The organism is Thioalkalivibrio sp. ALMg9 (assembly GCF_000380625.1).
In the GTDB taxonomy this organism is placed as follows: domain Bacteria; phylum Pseudomonadota; class Gammaproteobacteria; order Ectothiorhodospirales; family Ectothiorhodospiraceae; genus Thioalkalivibrio; species Thioalkalivibrio versutus.
Genome location: NZ_AQYC01000007.1, coordinates 306,498 through 327,680, shown reverse-complemented (window position 1 = coordinate 327,680; position 21,183 = coordinate 306,498). Strand labels below are relative to the sequence as shown.

16 protein-coding genes, 1 tRNA gene and 1 pseudogene are annotated in these 21,183 nt (G+C 67.4%); 4 read left to right on the top strand and 14 right to left on the bottom strand.

The features are described from left to right. Positions 1 to 36 precede the first annotated feature (36 nt). From F792_RS0105075 to F792_RS0105035, 9 genes are all read right to left on the bottom strand, one after another. Positions 37 to 127, bottom strand: a tRNA-Ser gene (locus F792_RS0105075). Positions 128 to 222: 95 nt separating this feature from the next. Further along, a complete protein-coding gene (csrA, locus tag F792_RS0105070; protein ID WP_018144301.1) occupies positions 223 to 477 on the bottom strand; it encodes a carbon storage regulator CsrA in 255 nt (84 codons plus the stop codon). A gap of 68 nt (positions 478 to 545) precedes the next feature. Then, positions 546 to 1,790, bottom strand: a complete 1,245-nt coding sequence (locus F792_RS0105065) for an aspartate kinase (RefSeq protein ID WP_018168641.1) — start codon at positions 1,788 to 1,790, stop codon at positions 546 to 548. 291 nt (positions 1,791 to 2,081) lie between these two features. Then, a complete protein-coding gene (gene alaS / locus F792_RS0105060) occupies positions 2,082 to 4,691 on the bottom strand; it encodes an alanine--tRNA ligase (protein ID WP_018168640.1) in 2,610 nt (869 codons plus the stop codon). A 246-nt stretch (positions 4,692 to 4,937) separates the two neighbouring features. After that, positions 4,938 to 5,417: a regulatory protein RecX gene (locus tag F792_RS0105055; RefSeq protein WP_026313031.1), complete on the bottom strand. Its 480-nt coding sequence runs from the start codon at positions 5,415 to 5,417 to the stop codon at positions 4,938 to 4,940. Continuing rightward, a complete protein-coding gene (gene recA, locus F792_RS0105050; protein WP_018144305.1) occupies positions 5,392 to 6,438 on the bottom strand; it encodes a recombinase RecA in 1,047 nt (348 codons plus the stop codon). The genes F792_RS0105055 and recA overlap by 26 nt, the downstream gene beginning before the upstream one ends. Before the next feature lie 228 nt (positions 6,439 to 6,666). Continuing rightward, complete coding sequence (locus F792_RS0105045; RefSeq protein ID WP_026305900.1) at positions 6,667 to 9,987, bottom strand: mechanosensitive ion channel domain-containing protein; 3,321 nt, start codon at positions 9,985 to 9,987, stop codon at positions 6,667 to 6,669. A 717-nt stretch (positions 9,988 to 10,704) separates the two neighbouring features. Beyond that, a complete protein-coding gene (locus tag F792_RS0105040; protein WP_018168637.1) occupies positions 10,705 to 11,229 on the bottom strand; it encodes a CinA family protein in 525 nt (174 codons plus the stop codon). 7 nt (positions 11,230 to 11,236) lie between these two features. Then, positions 11,237 to 11,539 carry a PilZ domain-containing protein gene (locus F792_RS0105035; RefSeq protein WP_018144308.1) on the bottom strand — a complete coding sequence of 101 codons (303 nt, stop codon included), beginning with the start codon at positions 11,537 to 11,539 and terminating at the stop codon, positions 11,237 to 11,239. Positions 11,540 to 12,121: 582 nt separating this feature from the next. Between F792_RS0105035 and mutS the strand changes: the two genes are divergently transcribed. After that, entirely contained in the window at positions 12,122 to 14,719 is a 2,598-nt protein-coding gene (gene mutS / locus F792_RS0105030; RefSeq protein ID WP_018168636.1) for a DNA mismatch repair protein MutS, read from the top strand. Between the two features lie 15 nt (positions 14,720 to 14,734). Here the strand turns inward: mutS and F792_RS15080 are convergent. Then, positions 14,735 to 15,363 (bottom strand): annotated as a pseudogene (locus F792_RS15080) (TolC family protein). A gap of 166 nt (positions 15,364 to 15,529) precedes the next feature. Between F792_RS15080 and fdxA the strand changes: the two are divergent. Beyond that, complete coding sequence (fdxA, locus tag F792_RS0105020; protein ID WP_018168634.1) at positions 15,530 to 15,853, top strand: ferredoxin FdxA; 324 nt, start codon at positions 15,530 to 15,532, stop codon at positions 15,851 to 15,853. A gap of 259 nt (positions 15,854 to 16,112) precedes the next feature. Here the strand turns inward: fdxA and F792_RS0105015 are convergent, their stop codons facing one another. Genes F792_RS0105015 through F792_RS0105000 form a run of 4 tightly spaced genes read right to left on the bottom strand, consistent with a single transcriptional unit; the run spans position 16,113 to position 19,000 of the window. Next, complete coding sequence (locus F792_RS0105015; RefSeq protein WP_018168633.1) at positions 16,113 to 17,078, bottom strand: arsenic resistance protein; 966 nt, start codon at positions 17,076 to 17,078, stop codon at positions 16,113 to 16,115. Positions 17,079 to 17,111: 33 nt separating this feature from the next. Further along, the gene (locus F792_RS0105010) at positions 17,112 to 17,501 is read right to left on the bottom strand and encodes a hypothetical protein (RefSeq protein WP_018168632.1); all 390 of its coding nucleotides are present in this window, start codon (positions 17,499 to 17,501) and stop codon (positions 17,112 to 17,114) included. Between the two features lie 56 nt (positions 17,502 to 17,557). Further along, positions 17,558 to 18,448 carry a DMT family transporter gene (locus tag F792_RS0105005; protein WP_018168631.1) on the bottom strand — a complete coding sequence of 297 codons (891 nt, stop codon included), beginning with the start codon at positions 18,446 to 18,448 and terminating at the stop codon, positions 17,558 to 17,560. A 39-nt stretch (positions 18,449 to 18,487) separates the two neighbouring features. After that, on the bottom strand, positions 18,488 to 19,000 hold the full coding sequence (locus tag F792_RS0105000; RefSeq protein ID WP_018168630.1) for a hypothetical protein: 513 nt from the start codon (positions 18,998 to 19,000) through the stop codon (positions 18,488 to 18,490). A 123-nt stretch (positions 19,001 to 19,123) separates the two neighbouring features. Between F792_RS0105000 and F792_RS0104995 the strand changes: the two genes are divergently transcribed. Then, positions 19,124 to 20,002, top strand: a complete 879-nt coding sequence (locus tag F792_RS0104995) for a decaprenyl-phosphate phosphoribosyltransferase (protein ID WP_018168629.1) — start codon at positions 19,124 to 19,126, stop codon at positions 20,000 to 20,002. Continuing rightward, positions 19,999 to 20,973, top strand: a complete 975-nt coding sequence (locus F792_RS0104990) for a lysylphosphatidylglycerol synthase transmembrane domain-containing protein (RefSeq protein WP_018168628.1) — start codon at positions 19,999 to 20,001, stop codon at positions 20,971 to 20,973. The genes F792_RS0104995 and F792_RS0104990 overlap by 4 nt, the downstream gene beginning before the upstream one ends. The last annotated feature ends 210 nt before the right edge of the window (positions 20,974 to 21,183 follow it).

Here is a 21,183-nt window from a genome sequence, read left to right as displayed (position 1 = left end):
ATGCGAAAGGGGCCACTCGGGCCCCTTCGCAGGATTTGGCGGAGAGTGAGGGATTCGAACCCTCGATGGGCTTTTGACCCATACTCCCTTAGCAGGGGAGCGCCTTCGACCACTCGGCCAACTCTCCGGAAACGCGGCACAGGATAAGGCCTTGGGCCTTCAAATGAAAGGCCCGGAAGGCTGATCGCAGCCTCCGGGCCTTTCGCTTTCCTTACGGGAGGTTCAGTCGTCGCGTGCGCCTGCCGCGGCACCACCCGCCCCAGTACCACCGCCACTGGAGTTCTCGCCGCCGCCCTCACCACTGGCGACGTTCGCTTCACGCTGAATGCGCTGAAAGATTTCCTCGCGATGGACCGCGACGTCCTGGGGTGCGTTGATGCCGATGCGGACTTGATTGCCCTTGACCCCCAGGACGGTGACGGACACATCATCGCCGATCATGAGGGTCTCGCCCACACGCCGAGTCAAAATGAGCATGCTCTTCTCCGCAGTGCCTGTGTCGGACGGAGTCGGTCGTCCGGTAACCGTTTTACGGTCTGTCATCCTTAACCGTCCTCCTGTTGACCGACTGGGGTCTGTTCGAGTTCAAACGCATCGTGCAATGCACGCACTGCAAGTTCGAGGTACTTCTCATCTACGACCACGGAGATCTTGATCTCCGAGGTAGAGATCATCCGGATGTTGATGGTTTCGCGCGACAGGGCCTCGAACATCTTGCTGGCGATGCCCGCGTGCGAACGCATACCGACCCCGACCACCGAGATCTTCACGATGTGCGTATCCCCGGACACCTCGCGGGCGCCCAGCGCTTTCGCGGCCGCCTGCAGGATCTCCAGGGCCTTGTCGTAGTCATTGCGATGGACGGTGAACGTGAAGTCGGTGGAATTATCCGCCCCGACGTTCTGCACGATCATGTCCACCTCGATATTGGCGTCCGCGATCGGGCCAAGGATGCGATGCGCGACCCCCGGCTGATCGGGGACGCCCTGAACCGTCAGCTGGGCCTCGTTCTGATTGAACGCGATACCCGCAACCAGCGCCTGTTCCACTTGCGCATCCTCCTCCGTGGTAATCAGGGTTCCCGGGCCTTCCTCGAACGAGGACAGCACTCGTAAAGGGACGTTGTACTTGCCGGCAAATTCCACCGCGCGGATCTGCAGCACCTTGGAGCCCAGGCTGGCCATCTCCAGCATCTCCTCGAAGGTGATGCTTTGCAGGCGGCGGGCCGTCGGCACCAACCGCGGATCGGTGGTGTAGACGCCGTCGACATCAGTATAGATGCGGCATTCGTCGGCCTTCAGCGCCGCGGCCAGCGCCACCGCGGTGGTATCCGATCCGCCGCGGCCCAGGGTGGTGATCGCGCCGTCCTCGTCCACGCCCTGGAAGCCCGCCACGACCACCACGCGCCCGGCGTTGAGATCGCCGCGCACCCGGGCATCGTCGATGCTACGGATGCGCGCCTTGTTGTGCGCGCTGTCGGTGCGGATCGTCACCTGCGCCCCGGTATAGGAACGCGCATCGCAGCCCCGCGCCTCCAGCGCCATCGACAGCAGCGCGATGGTGACCTGCTCTCCGGTGGACAGCAGCACATCCAGTTCGCGACCGTCCGCGCGCGGATTCAGTGCGTGCGCCAGGCCCAGCAGGCGGTCGGTCTCGCCGCTCATCGCGGAGACCACGATCACCAGCTGATGGCCTTCCTCGCGCAGCTTCAGCGCGCGTTCCGCCACCGCCTGGATGCGTTCGGGCGAACCCACCGAGGTGCCGCCAAATTTGAGTACCAGCAACGCCATTTCAAGATTCCGTTCCGTGCCCGGTCCTTGCGACCGTCCGGATAGGGCGCACCCCATCCATTAGCGTTTACTTAAGAAGCGGGCATTAAACACCAACTGGCCGCCGCATTAAAGCCCACCGCCCCGGCGAACCCCGCGCAGGGCCCCGTCATTGCGAGGCCCCAACGGGGCCGTGGCAGCCTCCGTCCAAAACCACCGGATCCCGCCGAACCCTCCAGCACCGGGGCTACCCCCGGAGATCGCCACGGCGCTACGCGCCTCGCCATGACGGGATCGGACGATATGGGGCGGTCAGGCGCGTTCGCGCACCCAGGCCTCCACCGAGGCCAGGGCCGCATCCAGCTTGTCCGGACTCTGGCCGCCGGCCATCGCCATGTCCGGGCGGCCGCCGCCCTTGCCGTCGACCTGCGTAGCGACATGGCCCACCAGATCCCCAGCCTTGAACTGGCCGGTCTCGGCCTTGGTCACACCGGCCACCAGGCTGACCTTGCCCTCGCCCGTCGCGGTGCCCAGCACCACCACAGCCTTGCCGAGCTTCTGCTTGAGCTGGTCGACCATGTCGCGCAGGGCCTTGGGCTCCACGCCCTCGACCTTGGCGGCCAGCACCTGGATGCCGTCGACATCCTTGGCCTGCGAGCCGAGGTCGTCGCCGGCCTGGCTGGCCAGCTTGCCCTTCAGCTGCGTGACCTGCTTCTCCAGCTCGCGGGTACGCTCCTGCAGCTGGGCAACCTTGTCGGCCGCCTCGCCGCGCCCGGCGCGCAGGCGATCGGCGATCGCGTCCAGGTGGCCGATCTGCTCGTCCACCCAGCGCAGGGCGACCTCGCCGGCGACCGCCTCGATACGCCGGATGCCGGCGGCCACCCCACCCTCGGAGGTAATGCGGAACAACCCGATGTCGCCGGTGCGGTCCACGTGCGTGCCGCCGCACAGCTCCACCGAGGTGCCGATCTTCAGCACGCGCACGCGATCACCGTACTTCTCGCCGAACAGCGCGACCGCGCCGGACTCCATCGCGGAGTCGATGTCCATGACGTTGGTATCGGTGGCCTCGTTGGCCAGGATCTCGGCGTTCACCTGGGCCTCGATGGAGCGCAGCTGTTCGTCGGTCAGCGGTTCCATATGGGTGAAGTCGAAGCGCAAACGATCCGGGTCCACCAGCGACCCCTTCTGTTGCACGTGGTCGCCCAGCTGATCGCGCAGCGCCTTGTGCAGGAGATGAGTGGCCGAGTGGTGGCGGCGGATGTTCTCGCGGCGGGGGCCTTCCACCGCGGCCTGCAGGGTCTGGCCGCGCTCCAGTGTGCCAGCGCGGACCTGGCCTACGTGGATGTGCGCCGCACCCTGCTTGCGGGTGTCGGAGACCTGGAAGCGCACGCCGGAACCGCTGAGCGTACCGACATCGCCCACCTGGCCGCCGGACTCGCCATAGAACGGCGTGCGGTCCAGTACCACCAGCCCCTCGGCACCGACTTCCAGGCGATCGACGGCCTCGCCATTCTGGTACAGCGCCAGCACGCGGCCCTCGTCGTCCACCGTCTCGTAGCCGGAGAATTCGGTCGCGACATCGACCTGCGGCAGGCCGCCGTCGTCCATCGAGAAGTGGCTGGCCGCACGGGCCCGTGCACGCTGGCCGGCCATGGCGGACTCGAAGCCCTCCATGTCCAGCTCCAGATCGCGCTCGCGCGCAATGTCGCCGGTCAGGTCCACCGGAAAGCCGTAGGTGTCGTAGAGCAGGAAGATGGTCTCGCCGGGGATCACCTTGCCCTCGAGATCGCGCAGGTCCTCTTCCAGGATCTTCATGCCCTTGTCCAGGGTCTCCAGGAACTTGCGCTCTTCCTTTTCCAGGACCTTCTCGACCTGGGCCTGCGCCTCGGCCAGCTCCGGGAAGGCCTCGCCCATCGCGCGCACCAGGTCACCCACGGTCTGGTAGAGGAAGGCGTCCTGCGCGCCGACCTTGAAGCCATGGCGCGCGGCGCGGCGGATGATGCGGCGCAGCACGTAGCCACGCCCTTCGTTGGAAGGCAGCACGCCGTCGGTAATCAGGAAGGCGATGGAGCGAATGTGATCCGCGATCACGCGCAGCGAGGCGGAATCCTTCTTCGTCGCACCGGTTACCCGTGCGGCGGCCGCAATCAGGTCCTGGAACAGATCGATCTCGTAGTTGGAATGCACGCCCTGCAGCACAGCCGCCAGGCGTTCCAGGCCCATGCCGGTATCCACGGACGGGCGCGGCAGCGGGTTCAGCGTGCCGTCCGCATCGCGGTCGTACTGCATGAACACCAGGTTCCAGATCTCGATGTAGCGATCGCCGTCCTCGTCCGGCGAACCGGGCGGGCCACCCGCGACCTCCGGCCCGTGGTCGTAGAAGACCTCGGTGCAGGGGCCGCAGGGGCCGGTTTCGCCCATCTGCCAGAAGTTGTCGGAACCGCCGTCAGGGTCGTCGCCGATGCGGATGATGCGTTCGGCCGGGACCTTGATCTCGTCGGCCCAGACCTTGTAGGCATCATCGTCGGTCTCGTAGACCGTGACCCACAGCTTTTCCGGCGGCAGGCCGATGGTGTCGGTCAGGAACAGCCAGCAGTAGTGGATCGCGTCGCGCTTGAAGTAGTCACCGAAACTGAAATTGCCCAGCATCTCGAAGAAGGTGTGGTGCCGCGCGGTGTAGCCGACGTTCTCGAGATCGTTGTGCTTGCCGCCGGCGCGCACGCAGCGCTGGCTGGACACGGCCCGGGTGTACGGGCGCTTCTCGCGGCCGAGAAACACATCCTTGAACTGCACCATGCCCGCGTTGGTGAACAGCAACGTGGGGTCGTTGCCGGGCACCAGCGGGCTGGACGGCACGATCGTGTGTCCGTGCCCTTCAAAGAATTCGAGGAAACTCCGGCGAATGTCGGCGCTTTTCATGCGGTTCCGATAGCAATGGGGTCAAACCCGGAATGCTATCACGCAAGCGCCCCACCCGCGTATTGCCGGGCCCGTCTTCGGGCCATCTTCCTCGTCATTGCGAGGCCCCCAAAAGGGGCCGGAGCGATCGTTTGGGACATGCCCCGCCGCCGGATCCGGTGGCCATCGACACGGATTGCTTCGTCGCGATGCTCCTCGCAATGACAGGACACTAAAACGTCATTGCGAGCGTCGCGAAGCAATCGGTCAGGGTTCGTCCTTCCAGGCGGCGAGGGCCTGGTGGGCGACACCGCCGGGGAATCCACGACCCGCGAGGTGGCGAAGATAGCGGGCCTCGTCCTCGCGGGTCTCGGGGGGATGGCGGAAGTGGCGTTCGAGCTGGCCACGGGCCTGGTCGATCCAGTCGATCTCCAGGGCATCGATGGCGGCGTTCACGGTGTCGTTGCCGATGCCGTTGTGGGCCAGTTCGGCGCGGATGCGCTGTTCGCCGTAACCCTGTTCGGTACGGTGGCGGGCCATGAAGTCCGCGTAACGGGTATCGCTCAGATAGTCGAGCTCGCGCGCACGCTCCAGCGCGGCGTCCACGGCATCCCGTTCGAAGCCGCGCTCACCGAGCTTGCGCGCCAGCTCCAGACCGGAGTGTTCACGCCGAACCAGCAACCGCAGGCCCACCTCAAGCGCAGCCTCGGGGTCGGCCGGGTCAGCCTTGCTCCTCGACCGGGGCATCGACCGGTACGTCCTCTACCGTGGCCTTGTTGCGCTTGGGCAGCAGGCGTTCGCGCAGCGTCTTTTCGACTTCCTCGGCGATGTGCGGGTTGTCCTTGAGGTACTGGCGGGCGTTTTCCTTGCCCTGGCCGATGCGCTCGCCGTTGTAGCTGTACCAGGCGCCGGCCTTGTCGATCAGGCCTTCCTTCACGCCCATCTCGATGATCTCGCCAACGCGGGAGATGCCCTCGCCGTAGAGGATCTCGAAATAGGCCTCGCGGAACGGGGGCGCCATCTTGTTCTTCACGACCTTCACGCGGGTCTCGTTGCCGATGACCTCGTCGCCCTTCTTGATCGCGCCGATGCGGCGGATGTCCATGCGCACGGAGGAGTAGAACTTGAGCGCGTTGCCGCCGGTGGTGGTCTCGGGGCTGCCGAACATCACGCCGATCTTCATGCGGATCTGGTTGATGAAGATGACCAGCGTGTTGGAACGCTTGATGTTGGCAGTCAGCTTGCGCAGGGCCTGCGACATCAGCCGCGCCTGCAGGCCGACGTGGGAGTCGCCCATCTCGCCCTCGATCTCGGCCTTGGGCGTCAACGCGGCCACCGAGTCGACGACCACGACGTCGATCGCGCCGGAACGCACCAGCATGTCGGAGATCTCCAGGGCCTGCTCGCCGGTATCCGGCTGCGAGACCAGCAGGTCGTCCACGTTCACGCCCAGCTTCTCGGCGTAGGTCGGGTCCAGTGCGTGTTCGGCGTCGACAAACGCGGCCGTACCGCCGGCCTTTTGCGCCTCGGCGATCACCTGCAGGGTCAGGGTCGTCTTGCCCGAGGACTCCGGCCCGTAGATCTCGACCACGCGCCCGCGCGGCACACCGCCGATGCCGAGCGCGATATCCAGTGCCAGGGAGCCCGTGGAGATCGCGGGGACGTCCACCGCCTCCTGATCGCCCATGCGCATGACCGCGCCCTTGCCGAATTGGCGTTCGATCTGCCCGAGTGCGGCGGTCAGGGCCTTCTTGCGATTGTCGTCCACGGTATGCCTCCCGATACTTGCTGCGATGGTTTCCGACCCGTTGCCCAAGACGGGGCGGATACGGGGCCGCAGTATCCCACAGGGCGGGGAGTGACCCAACCCGTGATCGTGCAGGGACAAAGGACTTGCACAAGACACCCGCGGCACCGGAGCCAAGCCGCCTGGCCTGCGGGCGGGACGCTTGGGTTGGCCCGGGTCACGGCCCCGGGCCAACGAACCGGGCACCCGTCACCGATCCATGGGGTTTCCGGGTTCGTCGGGACCCGCCGCGGGGGGCACGGCACGACGCCTCCGGGTTTCGTCGTCGTGCAGGTGAACGTCCATCTGCGGCAAAGCGATCTCGATCCCCTGTTCGCGGAAACGCTTGATGATCGCGGTGTGGAGCCCGCTCAGCGTGACCAGCCGATCCGCCATCTGGCAGACGAACACCCGCAGTTCGAAATTCAGCGCGTTATCGCCAAACCGGAGGAAATACACCACCGATTCGGGATCCTCCAGGACGTGCGGGTCATCGTGGGCCACCTCCAGCAGGGTCTCCCGGACAAGATCGACATCGGACGCATAGCTGACCCCCACCGGGATCACCAGCCGCGTGGTGGTGTCGCTCAGAGTCCAGTTGATCAGATGGTCGGAGATGAACGTCTTGTTGGGAACGACGATCTCCCGGTTGTCCCAGTCAACGATCGTGGTAGCACGGCCCCGGATCTTCGATACCGTCCCGCTGTATTCGCCAACGGTGATGGTATCGCCCACCCGGACCGGGCGCTCCAGCAACACGATCAGCCCGGCAACGAAGTTGGCCACGACCTCCTGCAGACCAAAACCCAGACCGACGGTCAGCGCCGCCACCAGCCACTGGATCTCGCTCCAGCGCAGGCCCAGAAGCGAAAACACCACGATAACCGCCACCACGGCCAGCAGATAGCGCAGGAGCATGGTGAACGTGTAGCGCCCGGGCGCATCCATCTGCGTGCTGCGCGACAGCAGGATCTCCACCAGCCCCGGCAAGTTGCGCGCCGACAACAGAAACAGTAGCCCCAGAAACCCGGCCAGCAACAGATCCTGGAGGGACACGCTGGTGAGGATCTCACTCTCGCCGATCTCGATCGTGCGCGACCACAGTGTGATCCCGTCCAGCCAGGCCAGGGCCGGCAGGATGTCCGACCACACCCACAACAGCCCCACTACCGTACCGCCCAGCGCCGCCACCCGCAGCAGCGTGCGGCTTTGCAGATTGACGTCCTCCATGCTCAGCTGCGGCTCGGGGACGTCCAGCCCAGTTTCGCCGCCGCTGCCGCCCTCGGTGACTGCCTCCTGCTCGCGCCGCTCACGGTTCCGGAGCAGCGCCAGCCGCATCTCTCCCAGGACCAGCCACCGGGCCGCCAGGCTGTAACCAAGACCGACAACAATCAGCACCAGCACCGTCCCGATCAGGTGCCGCAGGAGCTCGGCCACGGTGTACAGATAACCGGCCAGGGCAAGGGTCGCCAGGCCCACCACCATCACGATCACGAGCCCCCGCAGCAATAACCGGCGGCGCTCGTCCAGCGTGCCGCCTTTCGAACCGTCCGGGACCGGCGCCAGAAGCAGCCAGGCCACCATCGCAAAATTCAGGATGACCGCCAGGAGTGCCAGACGGCCATAAAGATCGAATACCTCGTCGCTCGGGTGCCCGAAGGCCAGGGCCACGAACAGGAACAGCAGGGTCTGCACCGGAAGAAACCAGTGCAGGTGACGATACAGACGCGTCAGCAATGGCTCGGGCCAGCCGAAATGCACGGTCCCGACCCCATGGCGGCTGATGAAGAGCAGCAGGAGGTGACCCGCCGTCCACCACACCGAAACCGTGATCAGTGCCAGGGACAGGACCTCCACCGCAAAACCCGGCTCCGGGACCGCATGCAACTGGAATGCGAGAGTCAGCAGCAGAAACGGCACGGGTAAAACGCGCAGAAGACTCCACCCCAGGGCCCGGATGGTGACCGCAATACTGTCCGTATAGCGGTGACGAGTCGTTTCGGCGAGACGCTCCAGATGCCGGTGGACATTGCGCCCGGCGAGATACAGCAACCCCGCCACCAGCAGAATGAACCCGATGAACCATGGCCGGTGCAGCGTCTGGCGCAGGAATGTCTCCCGCAACTCCGCCCAGGCGGCGGGGTCCAGCAGCGCCAGGGTCGCGGCCGGCGCCCGCTCGAGCCACGCGACCCCGACCGGGGAATGGCTCGGCCACCAGAGCAACGCTTCTTGCAGGATCCGGTCGAGCTCCGCCACCAGATCGACGACCGCACGCAGCCGCAGGTCGGCCTGGCGCAGTTGTTCGGTCCGCGCCTCCTCGGCATGCAGCTCCGCATTCAGTGTCTGCCGGCGAAGCTCGCGCAAGGCCGCACGGGCCGCGGGTTCCCATTCCGCCACCGGGTCCGCCGGCAGCGCAGCCAGACGCTCGCGCAGGCTGATGGTCCGTAACTGCGACTGCGCCAACTCCCGCTCCAGATCACGTAGCTGGAAACGGACCTGGTCAAGATCGCGCAGGCGTCGCTGCTCCTCCAGGAAGACCCCACCCAGCGCCTCGGTCAGGCCACTGATCTCCAGACGCTCGTGGACATGGGACAGGGATTGCGCCAGTTCCCGCTCGACCCGGACCAGCCGGTCACGCTCATACTGCAGGGTGCGGGTCTGTTCCTGGGCCTCTGCGATGCGGTCGAACGCCGCATGCAATTCCTCGATTTCCTCCGCATGGTGCAGCTGCGCTTCCGGCTGACGCTCCAGCAGGGTACGCAGCTCCGCTCGCAGCTCCTGCAGTTCCTCGCTGGACAGTTCGGTCAACCGGACCTCCAGCCGACTCTGCAGGACACTCTGCCAGCGCGCCTCCAGCTCCAGACCGCGGATCAGCAGGCCCCGCGCCTGCATCCGCGGCGGCAGCGAAACGGCATCCAGCTGCGCCGCAAGCAGGCGAGCATCCGCCTGTCGCGCCCGGGCCTCCTGCACGGCTGCGTGAGCCTCCGTCCATTCGACCTCCTCGGGCAGCGGCTGTGGCCCGTCCTCCAGCTCCTGACGCTCCCGGCGCAGGCGTTCCAGGGTCTCCGCCTGAACCTCCGCCTGCTCTTCCATTTGCGCGTGCTGGATGCGCTGGTCATCGAGTTCCGCTTCCAGTCGCTCGCGGTCGCGCCCCACCCGTTCCAGCTCATCCTCGATGCGGCGGATCGAGACCTCTTCGCCCAGCCCGGCCGGGAATGCCCCGACCCCGTCCAGACCCTGTTCCAACTCGCCCAGACGCTCCGGCACCTCCCGGGCGGTGGTCGCACGGTCCAGCGCTCCCCGCACTCGCTCCACGGCCGCCTGCTCGTACTCGCGGGCCTCCTCCCACAGTGCCCGTTCCGCTTCCGCCCGGTCCTCGTCAGCGCTGCGCGCCTCGAGCTCGTCCAGCGGACTGGCCTCCAGCCACTCCTCCGCCGGCTGGGTATCCACGGCTTCCAGAAGCTCGGGGAGACGGTCGCGGAAAACGGCCAGATCGGTCTCCAGGGCCGCCACTTCCGCCGGGCTGACCACCACCGGCGAGGATGACTCCGGATCCGCGTCCGCCCCGGCCAGTGGACCGGCCACCAACCACAACAACAGGGCGATCCCAAGAAACGCGAGCCGCCACGTCCGGCGGCACTTGTTGCATCCGTCGATCCTTCTCATGATCTACCTGTCCGCGAACCCGCCCGCCGTCGACTTGCGATCCCGCCCCGCCCGGCATACTCCGCGCGTTCCGGGGCATACGACCTCCGTATGCACAACATATACCGTATACCGCGTCGCCCCGGTTCGCCTGCCCGGTTCTGTGACTGCGTTAATCCCGCAGCGGTATCCCCGACCGCGATCCCGGCGGCCATGCAACCCCGACGCTGCGGAACGGACGCCGGCACACACCCGCGCAATCGGGCACCCCCGCCCCGAACGCGGCCCACCCAGGCGTGGCCCCGCACACGTTCCGGCGCGGGGTTCAGGACGAAATTCGGGGTCTGTGAGCCAGTTGGCTTGCGAGGATCAAAGGGGACGAATAGCGTTTCCTGCGAGCACCTCCTCCCCTGTGTGCTCGACGCCCCGTGCCTCCAGAGGCCGGGGCGTTTTCATTGGCGGGGCCCGTGTGCCCAGGAGACTCCAGGCGCGGCCCGCAGGCGTTACGACTCCCTTGTGCCGAGTGACTGCACGGCGGTCACCGCGCCTTGTTCGCACGCAAGATCGACTCGCGCGCGAACGGGTCCCTTGATCAGGGTTTCCCTAGTGCGCCAGCAGTTCGCTCAGGGCATGCAGCATGGACTGCAGGCGGATCTCGTGGCGTTCGCCATCGAAATGGCAGGTCTCGACACGGGCATCCTGGCCTCGCTGTTGCCAACCGAAGCAAACCGTGCCGACCGGCTTGGCGTCGGTCCCGCCCCCGGGCCCGGCGATTCCGGTGACCGAGAGCGCGTGATTCGCCCCGCTGCGGGCCAGCCCACCCTCGACCATTGCACGGGCCACCGCCTCGCTGACGGCGCCGTGTTCCTCGATCAACTCGGGCGGCACGCCAACCATCGCGGTCTTGGCGGCGTTCGAGTACGCCACCCAGCCGCATTCGAACCACTGCGAGCTACCCGGAATATCCGTCATCGCCTGCGCGATGCCGCCGCCGGTGCAGGATTCCACGGTGCACAGGCGTTCGCCCTTCGCCATCAGGCGCTCGCTCAGATCATAAACCAGGGCCGACAGGCTCGGGGCGTCGGACTCGCGGAGGGTCAGGAGGGTGGTGCTCGATTCTGCCGTCATGGCGCGATCATCCCTCCGGATCGAAGGCGACCGCAACCCGCCAGCCGTTGCCGGATGCGCCCTCGACGGGGGCGCAGCGCACCACGCGGCCGTGGCGCTCAAGACCCTCCAGGCGACCGTCCGGGCTTGGCACCGAGACCGTAATGCCCACACCGGCATCGGTCTCGCGCTGCGCCACAAAGGCGCAACCCATGGCGGAGAGGTCCTCCAACTGCACGCTGATGGACTCGCCACTGGAGCGCCAGGTGACGCGCGCCGCCGTGCTGACCTGCATCCGCCGGTGATCGCGCCGATCCTCTTCCCCGATCATGCTCGCCTCCTCCCTGACATCGCGTCGCTTGCGCTGTCCCGAGTGTGGCACAACTGCCGCACCTGACCCACCTGCCATGTCGGGCACTGCATCCGTATACTGCGCGTCTGCCCGGATCGAGCGCCGGCGAACCGATGAGCACCGCCGCCCATACTCCGATGAGATGCAGCATTAGCCGGGCAAATCGGCGGCAGACCGCACCACACAACGATGCCAGCCGCGCGAGTGTCTACCCCGCTACTCGAGGGCGTTACGAGGGCGTTATAAGCAGGGGTGTGGAACGTTAGTTGGCCTGCTTGCGGTCCTGATGTGCGCCGGATAGCGTGACTGAAGAGCACCACCCCCCTGTGTGCTCGGCGCCCCGTGCCTTCTCCCCCTGAGAGGCCGGGGCGTTTCTCGTTGGGGTACGGAGCCCGCACGGGAGCACCGGGGGGGGGGGTGCCAACCGATGCCGCCGCGCGCGTGATACCGTGCGCGGCGAACCACCGAGCATTGGACAAATGTCTGATTGCAAATCCCGATTTTTTGGACAGCCGCTAACAAGTGACTGACAAGACGCCACTTTCCGCACACACCCCGATGATGCAGCAGTACCTCGGTATCAAGGCCGAGTACCCGGATACGCTGCTGCTCTACCGCATGGGTGATTTCTACGAGCTGTTCCATGATGACGCCGAGCGCGCCGCGGGACTGCTCGATATCACCCTGACCCGGCGTGGCGAATCGGCCGGACAGCCGATCCCCATGGCCGGGATCCCGGTGCACACGCTGGAGAGCTATCTCGCGCGCCTGCTGAAGCTGGGCGAGAGCGTGGCCATCTGCGAGCAGACCGGCGCGGTCGGAGAACAGAAGGGCCCGGTCAAGCGCGAGGTCGTGCGCATTGTCACCCCCGGCACGGTCACCGAAGAGGCCCTGCTGGAGGCCCGCAGCATCAACCGGATGGTCGCGGTGTGCCCCGCCGGCTCGGCCGCGATCAAGGGCCGCAAGGAGGGCTACGGGATTGCCAGCCTGGAGTTCGCCTCCGGCCAGTTCCGCCTGCTGGAGGTGCGCGACGCGACCGAACTGGCCGCCGAGCTGGCACGGCTGGACCCGGTGGAATGCCTGATCCCCGACCAGGCCGCGCCCATCCCCGGGATCGAGGGCTTCGCCCCGCAGCGCCACGCGGACTGGCATTTCGACGGTGTCTCCGCCCGCCGGGTCCTGACCACCCACTTTGGCACCCGGGATCTCTCCGGCTTTGGCTGCGACGGCCTGGATCTCGGCATCGCCGCGGCCGGCGCCCTGCTCGCCTACGTGCAGAACCGCCATCGCGGCGACCTCGCGCACATCACCGGCCTGGCGCACGAACTGCGCAGCCAGATGCTGGTGCTGGACCCGGCCACCCGCCGCAACCTGGAGCTGACCCGCACTCTGGGTGGCGAACGCCACGGATCGCTGCTGGCCCTGCTGGACACCACCCGCTCGGCGATGGGTTCGCGCCGGCTGCTGCAATGGCTGCACCAGCCACTGCGCGACCGCGCCATCATCCGCGAGCGCCAGACCGCGATTACGGCATTGCTGGAGTCAGGGGCGACAACCTCCCTGCGTGACGCCCTCTCTGGCAGCGCGGATGTCGAACGCATCCTGTCGCGTATCGTCCTCGGCAGCGCCCGGCCGCGCGACCTGACCGCCCTGCTCGCGAGCCTCGAACGCCTGCCGCCCCTGCACCAGGCCCTGACCCCGCTGGCCGCCAGCGCGGCCTCCCTGCAGGCGCTGTACGACGCCCTGGCCCCGGAAGACGAACTGAGCGCGACCCTGGCCGCCGCCCTGGTCGAGGAGCCACCGCTGCGCGTCACCGACGGCGGCATGATCCGCGCCGGCTTCGATGCCGAGCTGGATCGCCTGCGCGCACTGGAGAACGATGCCGACTCGTTCCTGCGCGAGATCGAGGCGCGCGAGCGCGAGGCCACCGCCATCCCCACGCTGAAGGTCGCCTACAACCGGGTGCACGGCTACTACATCGAGGTCTCGCGCACGCGCTCGGCGGAGCTGCCCGGGCGCTTCATGCGCCGCCAGACGCTGAAGAACGCCGAGCGCTACACCACCGAGGAACTCAAGCGCTTCGAGGACGAGATCCTCTCCGCCCGCGAGCAGGCCATGGCCCGCGAACGCGCCCTGTTCGATGGCCTGATCGCCGAGCTCCAGGGTCGCGCCCCGCGTCTGCGCGTGATTGCGGACGCGCTCGCCGAACTGGATGCCCTGGCCTGCCTGGCCGAGCGGGCCAGGCGCCTGGACTGGCACTGCCCGGAACTGGTCGACACGCCCGGCATCCGCATCGAACAGGGCCGCCACCCGGTAGTGGAGGCCGGCCTGGATGCGCCCTTCGTCGCCAACGACACCGAGCTGGACCCCGAAGAGCGCAGGCTGCTGGTCATCACCGGCCCCAACATGGGCGGCAAGTCCACCTACATGCGCCAGACCGCGCTGATCGTGCTGCTGGCCTGCATGGGCAGCTTCGTGCCAGCCGCGCGCGCGCAGATCGGGCCGGTGGACCGGATCTTCACCCGCATCGGGGCCTCCGACGACCTGACCTCCGGGCGCTCCACCTTCATGGTGGAGATGACCGAGGCCGCCAACATCCTGCACAACGCGGGCCCCGAGAGCCTGGTGCTGATGGACGAGATCGGCCGCGGCACAAGCACCTTCGACGGCCTCGCCCTGGCGCTCGCCTGCGCCGAACGCCTGACGCGCCACAATCGCGCCCTGACCCTGTTCGCCACGCACTACTTCGAGCTGACGGCGCTGGCCGAACGCGAGCCCGCGGTCGCCAACGTGCATACCGATGCCATGGAACACGAGCACAGCATCGTGTTCCTGCACCAGGTCCGCGAGGGGCCGGCCAATCAGAGTTACGGCCTGCAGGTAGCGCAACTGGCCGGGGTACCGGCCGATGTCCTGAAGCTCGCGCGCCAGCACCTGCGCGAGCTCGAGGACCGCGCCGCCGAGAGCGACTCGCCGCAACTGGGGCTGTTCACGCCCAAGCCCGACCCGGCCAACGTGGCCGTACCCGAACCCGAGCCGTACGAAGCGGAGGCACGCGCCCTGAAGGCCCTGTTCGACACGCTGGATCCGGACGACATGTCCCCTCGCGAGGCCCTGGATGCCCTCTATCGGATGAAAGACGCCCTGCGCGAAAAGTAGCCGCTGCGTCGAGGGTCAGTCGTCCGGATCCGCGGGCGTGACCGCCTCTTCCTCGGCATCGTCCGGATCACCATCTTCCAGCACATCCGACGGGATCGCCGCGCTGTCCCAGCCGCCACCCAGCGCACGGAATAGCGTCGCGGTGGCCGCCAGCCGATCGCGCGAGGCCTCGGTCAGGGTCAGGCTCGCATCCAGCAGGGCGCGACGCGCGTCCAGCACCTCCAGATAGCCCACGAAGCCGCCGAGATAGCGCCGCTCCGCCAGGTCAAGGACCTCGATCCGGGCACGCATCTCGCGCTGGCGTGCCTCCACCCGCTCGCCTCCTGCCCAAACAGGGCCGCCAGATTCAGGCTCGGCAACCATTCGGCCCGCGCCTGCACCACACGGGCCGCGGCGATCCCAGCGTCGAGGTCGTTCTCCAGGGCGTCGCGCACCAGGCGGTCGAGCCGCGGGTCCTCGAACCTCTCCCACCAGAACTCGGCATCGGCGGAGTCCTTGTCCATCTGCTCGCCAACCGCCCCCGGCCACGCCTCCGGGAGGGCGACCTCCGGGCGCTCGCAGTCCGGCCCCACCGCACAGCCCGCCAGCACGAGGGCCACACGGGGACGCCACCGACCCATCCCGTAAAGGCTGTTGCAGCCCATCGGATCCCGAAATGACGCCGGCCCGCGCCCGGGATTCACGACTCCGGTGGTGGAGGCGTTACAATGCCGCCATATCCTGTCGGCAGGGCCAGGGACACGTGCCGCCGCGACCATGACCGGGCCTCAAAAATCCCGGTCAACTGACTGAATTCAAAGGGAGACAAGCATGGCTTTCATCGTTCTCGATAACTGCATCAAGTGCAAGTACACCGATTGCGTCGAGGTCTGCCCGGTCGACTGCTTCCATGAAGGACCGAACTTCCTGGCCATCGACCCCGACGAATGCATCGACTGCACCCTGTGCGAGCCGGAATGTCCGGCCGAAGCCATCGTGCCGGAGGACGACGTCCCCGAAGACCAGCTCCAGTTCATCGAACTGAACGCCGAACTCGCCCGCACCTGGCCGGTCATCACCGCGCGCAAGGACCCGCCGGCCGACGCCGAGGATTGGGACGGCGTGGAAGGCAAACTCCAGTACCTGGAACGCTAACCCCGGCAAGACCGGTCCCAGCCAGCCGCCAGCCTGGGCGCAGCTCACAGTCAGGAGCTGCGCCACCACACGGGGAGCGGCTCCTCCGCTGGCCCCGCGCAACGCCCACCCGCCCTCCTACGCACCCGCGCCAGGAAGTGCTTGCCGCGCGGCCGCCTCCGCTGACGGCCGCATCGTCCCGCGAGCGGCCCTGCACGCAATGGATGATCGACCCAGCACGAGAAGGCCGGACGACGATCCGGGGCTCGGAAGTGCCGCCTCAGGCGGCAGGGCGATCGGGGAACAGGTGGCAGGGAATCCACCACAGGTACACCATCATTCCGATCAGCTCGACCAGGGACTGGAACACCACCACGACCACGGCGAGTTCCAGCCCCTGCGGCAGGGCGAGCGCGATGGGCAGGACCACGAAGGAGTTGCGCGACCCGAGGCTGAAGGCGAGCACCCGCCCTTCGGCTATCGGCAGGCCGAACACCTGGGCCAGGGCCCGCGCCAGCAGGGCCGCGACCACCAGGAAACCGGCAAAGATCAGCAGCAGCGGCAACAGCACACCGACTCCGTCGAGCACCGTGTTGATCTGCGAGGCCGCAATGATGAACACCACCACGGCCAGCAACGGGACCGGCAGCCAGGCCAGGCCCGAGATCAGGTGTCCGCGGCCGGGGTCGTCGTTGGCCCAGCGTTCGGTCAGATAGGCAAGGATCAGCGGGACCAGGATCAACCCCGCGAAGGCCTTCAGCACGTCCTCGCCAACCAGCGCCAGGGTGAACTCACCGCCAAAGAACAGCCACAGATAAAGCGGCAGCAGCGCCAGCTGCAGCAGGAGCGAAATGGGTGAGAAGGCGATGGCCCGGCGGGTATCGCCGCCGCCGAGATGGGTAAAGGTGATGAACCAGTCGGTGCAGGGCACCAGCAGCACGAGGGCGATCCCCAGCAGGATCGCCGGATCGCCCGGTGCCACCTGGAGGATCGTCCAGACCAGCGGCGGGATCACCACGAAGTTGCCGATCACCGCGGCCAGCAGCAAACGCGGCTCGCGGAACGCCTCGCCCAGGTGGAGCAGCGGCGTCTGCGTGAAGGTGGCGTACAGCAGCACCCCGAGTACGGGCCAGAGCACCACCTCCAGCCACTCGCTGGCCCCTGGCGCGGCCACCCCCAGGAAAAGCCCTAGGGCGATCGTCACCAGGTAGATCAGTACCTGATACTGCTCCAGCCGCTCACGCATCCGCGAACGCGGCTCCGGCACGACACAAGGCGTTTACCAGAGCCAGGTTTCAGGTTGCTCGATAGCGCGGTTGTCGTTGTTGGCCAGCAGGCCCTTGATGCAGCGCACCAGCAGCCAGATCACCAGGGCGAGGAAGATCACGAAGCCGATGCCGATCGGCGTCGTGATGACCCCGAGCACGGCAAACAACAGCCCGATCCAGAACGTGCGGATCTGGTAGGTGAAGTGGGAGACGCTGACGGTATCGGCCTCGCCGCGCTTGATATAGGCGATGATCAGACCGGCGATGGCGGTCAGCGCGGTCAGGAAGCTGACCAGATAAAGCACGTATACCACGGTGACCATGGTGGCATCCTTGCGCGGGCCGAGCGTGGGCTCGCTCACGTCGCTGCGCACAACTTCCGGTTTCGGATCTTCGGACACTTCGCACCTCCTGTGGCGTGAATGACGGGGACCAACTTATCAGACTCGCCCGATGCCTATCCGGGCCCGCCCAGCACGATGAGCAGGATACCGACAAGGGCAAAGAAGAACCCGGCCAGTTGCACCCGTGACATGCGCTCGGCCTGGAACAATCGCGCCATCAGCGCCGTCGGCGCCGGGGACAGCGCCCCGGCCACCGCGATGATCGACAACAGGCCCATGCGCACCGCGACCACGAAGGCCAGAGTGGCCGCCGCCTGTAACAGACCTGCCAGCGACAGCAACACCAGGGTCGAGCGGCTCATCCCCAGCTGCGGACGGCGGATCAGCATCACCACCAGAAGGGCCAGGGCACCCACTGCCGAGGTCGCGACTACCGGCCACAGCGGCGAGCCGGCCTCGGCCTCGTTGAGGAACACGAATATCAGACCGAAGCAGGCCCCTGCGATCGCCGCGTCGAGCAGGCCACGAACCGGATGCTCCCCCCTCGCCAGCGCCATCAGGCCACGTACCGGTTCATCCAGGTTGCGCGGACTCGCCTTGCGCGCCCCGCCAGAGATCATCCCGATCGCGATCACGATCGCGGCGATCCCGAGCAACGCCAGCAGCCCCGGCTGTTCACCCAGCGCGAGTCCGACCAGCAGCGGCACCAGCGCCGAGATCACCCCGGTCACCGCAGCGACCAGCCCCATCGAACCCTGGGCCAGGCCGTGGTAATACGCCAGCAGGCCCAGCGCCAGGGCAAGCCCCGCGGCCCCACCCCAGATCAGGGCCTGCGCTCCAGGCAGACCCGCCAGCGGAAGGGCGATCACCAACAGGGCTGCGGTCGCAAGGATCTGCGAATAGCAGGCCACCACCAGCGCCGGAATGCGTCGCGAGGCCAGCCCGCCGAAGAAATCGCCGGCGCCAAACCCCAGGGCCGTCAGCAGGCCCAGAAAGAACGCCAACTCAGACCCTGCCGCGGTTCGAACCCATCATGCGCGGGCTTACTCGTGCGCGCCGTCGAGCATGTCCTTCAGGGCCTCTTCGCCACCGGCATGGCCGACGCCGGTCACCACACCCTCGGTGTCCAGCAGGATCACGGTCACCTGCTCGCGCTGATGCGGCAGGAAGCCGGCATCGGCCTCGCTGGAGGTCACCACGATGGAATAGTCCCGCGCCTGCATCCGCGGCAGCACCACGTTCTGCATCGGTTGCGCCGGCATCTCGTGGATATCGGCGATGTAGATGATGCCCAGCGCATCGCGCGCCTCGGCGCCCATGCCATCCAGCACCGCATTGGCCACACCGGCCGGCGCGGCCTCCACGGTCTTCAGGATCACGCGGGCATCGCCCGGCAGCTCCACCGGATTGCCGTGCTGGTCGTTCAGGGTGCGCTCGGGAAAGGGCTGGCCCTCGGCGAACTCGGGCTCCGGGCCACCGCCGGACATGCAACCGGCGACAAGCCCGGCCGCGGCCAGCAGGATGGCGGGCAGAAAGGATCGGGCGATACGGGACATGACAGTTCTCCAGCGAGTCGAAACATGGAATCGAACGCGCAGCACGGGCGCGCTTTAGCGCCGCCGATGGTAACGCATCGAGTGCGTCAGTAGACTGCAACGACCTTCACGACCGACGCCTGCATGCTGTATTCGCTGATCAAACTGCTGCGCCCGCACCAGTACATCAAGAACGGGTTCGTGTTCCTCGGTGTGGTGTTCGCGCACGAGTGGGGCGAACCCGGCACGGTGCTGGCGGCCAGTCTCGCCTTCCTCGCCTTCTGCGCGATCGCCAGCGCGGTGTACGTGCTGAACGACATCGTCGATGTCGAGGCCGACCGCCAGCATCCGACCAAGCGCGACCGCCCCATCGCCAGCGGTGCGATCAGCGTACCCACCGCCTGGGCGATCTTCGCCACCGCGGCGATCCTCGCGCTGGTCCTCGCGGCGATGGTCAGTACCTGGGTCATCGCGCTGATCCTGACCTACCTGGTGCTGAACGTGGCCTATTCCTGGTCGCTGAAGCACATCGTGATCCTTGATGTATTCAGCATCGCGGCCGGCTTCATGCTGCGCATCCTCGCCGGCACCCTGGGCCTGGGCATCGAACCCTCGCAGTGGCTGCTGCTGTGCGGCCTGATGCTGACGCTGTTTCTTGGCTTCGCCAAGCGCCGCGCGGAGCTGGCCGACGACACCATCGAACGCCGCGGCAACGCCGATCGGCCGCGGCGCGTACTCGACGACTACAGCCTCAGCCTGCTCGATCAGTTCACCTCCATCAGCGCCGCCTGCACGGTACTCGCCTATGGCCTGTACACCGTCAGCGCGGAGACCATGGCCCTGCACGGCACCGACGGGCTGATCTACACCCTGCCGTTCGTGATCTACGGCATCTTCCGCTACCTGTTCCTGCTGCACGCCCGCGGCGGCGGCAACGACACCTCGCGCGACCTGGTCACCGACCCCCACCTGCTGGCCACTGTTGCGGTGTGGCTGGGGGTCACCATCGCCGTGCTCGCATGAGCACGGTACGGCTCTCCGGCTGGCGCCTGCGCGCGGTGATGTTCTCGGTCATCGTGGCCGTCGCCCTGTATCTCGGGGTCGCCCTGTGGGCCGGTGCGGACGAGGTCTGGCGCGCCCTCAAGCTGGTGGGCTTCGGCGGACTGCTGCTGGCCCTGGCGCTGTCACTGTTGAACTACAGCCTGCGTTTCACCCGCTGGCAGCTGTACCTGCGCACCCTGGGCCATGCCGTCCCGACCCGCGCCAGCCTGCACATCTACGTGGCCGGCTTTGCCCTGACCACCACCCCCGGAAAGGCCGGAGAGGCCCTGCGCGGGGTGCTGCTGAAACGCCGCCACGTACCCTACCCCGACAGCTTCGCGGCATTCGTCTCCGAACGCCTGTCCGACCTGATCGCGGTGGTGCTGCTGTCCATGCTGGGGCTAACCCTGGTCGCGCAGGGCACCTGGCTGATCCTGATCGGTGCCGCCTGCATCCTGGCCGCGCTGGTGGTGCTCGCCTGGCGCCGGCCGCTGGCGTGGCTGCAAACCGTGAGCGACCGCCCGGGGCAGCGTCTGTGGCGCACCCTGCACCATCTGGTTACCGTCCTGCTGCAGGCGCGGCGCTGCCACCGGCCCGCCCTGCTGGCCGGCGCCACCGTGCTCAGCGTGATCGCCTGGAGCGCGGAGGCCCTGGCCTTCTGGTGGATCCTGAATGCCATGGGCTTCGAGGCCACGTTCGCCTTTGCCGCGTTCGTGTTCGCCCTGGCCATGCTGGCGGGCGCATTGAGCTTCCTGCCGGGGGGGCTCGGCGGCACCGAGGCGGTGATGATCGCCCTGCTGCTATGGGCCGACATGCCACCGGCCGATGCGGTCGCGGCGACCATGCTGATCCGCTTCACCACGCTGTGGTTCGCGGTGATCCTCGGCCTGATCGCGCTGGGCACCAACCCCGAGGCCCGCGGCCGCGAACTCCCGGACCCGCACCATGGCTAGGCTCGCCGCGCCAATCCCGTCATTGCGAGGCCCCGCAGGGGCCGCGGCAATCTCCCGAAGCTGTTCCGGGCGTTGGGGGCAGGAGACGGCGATAACTCGCTGCGCTCGCCCGTCGGGCCGGCCTGCGGTCGTTCAACGCGCTACGCGCCTTTGTGCCGCGGCCGCGCAGCGGCCTCGCAATGACGGGGACATTGGGCGCGCGGAGGCCAT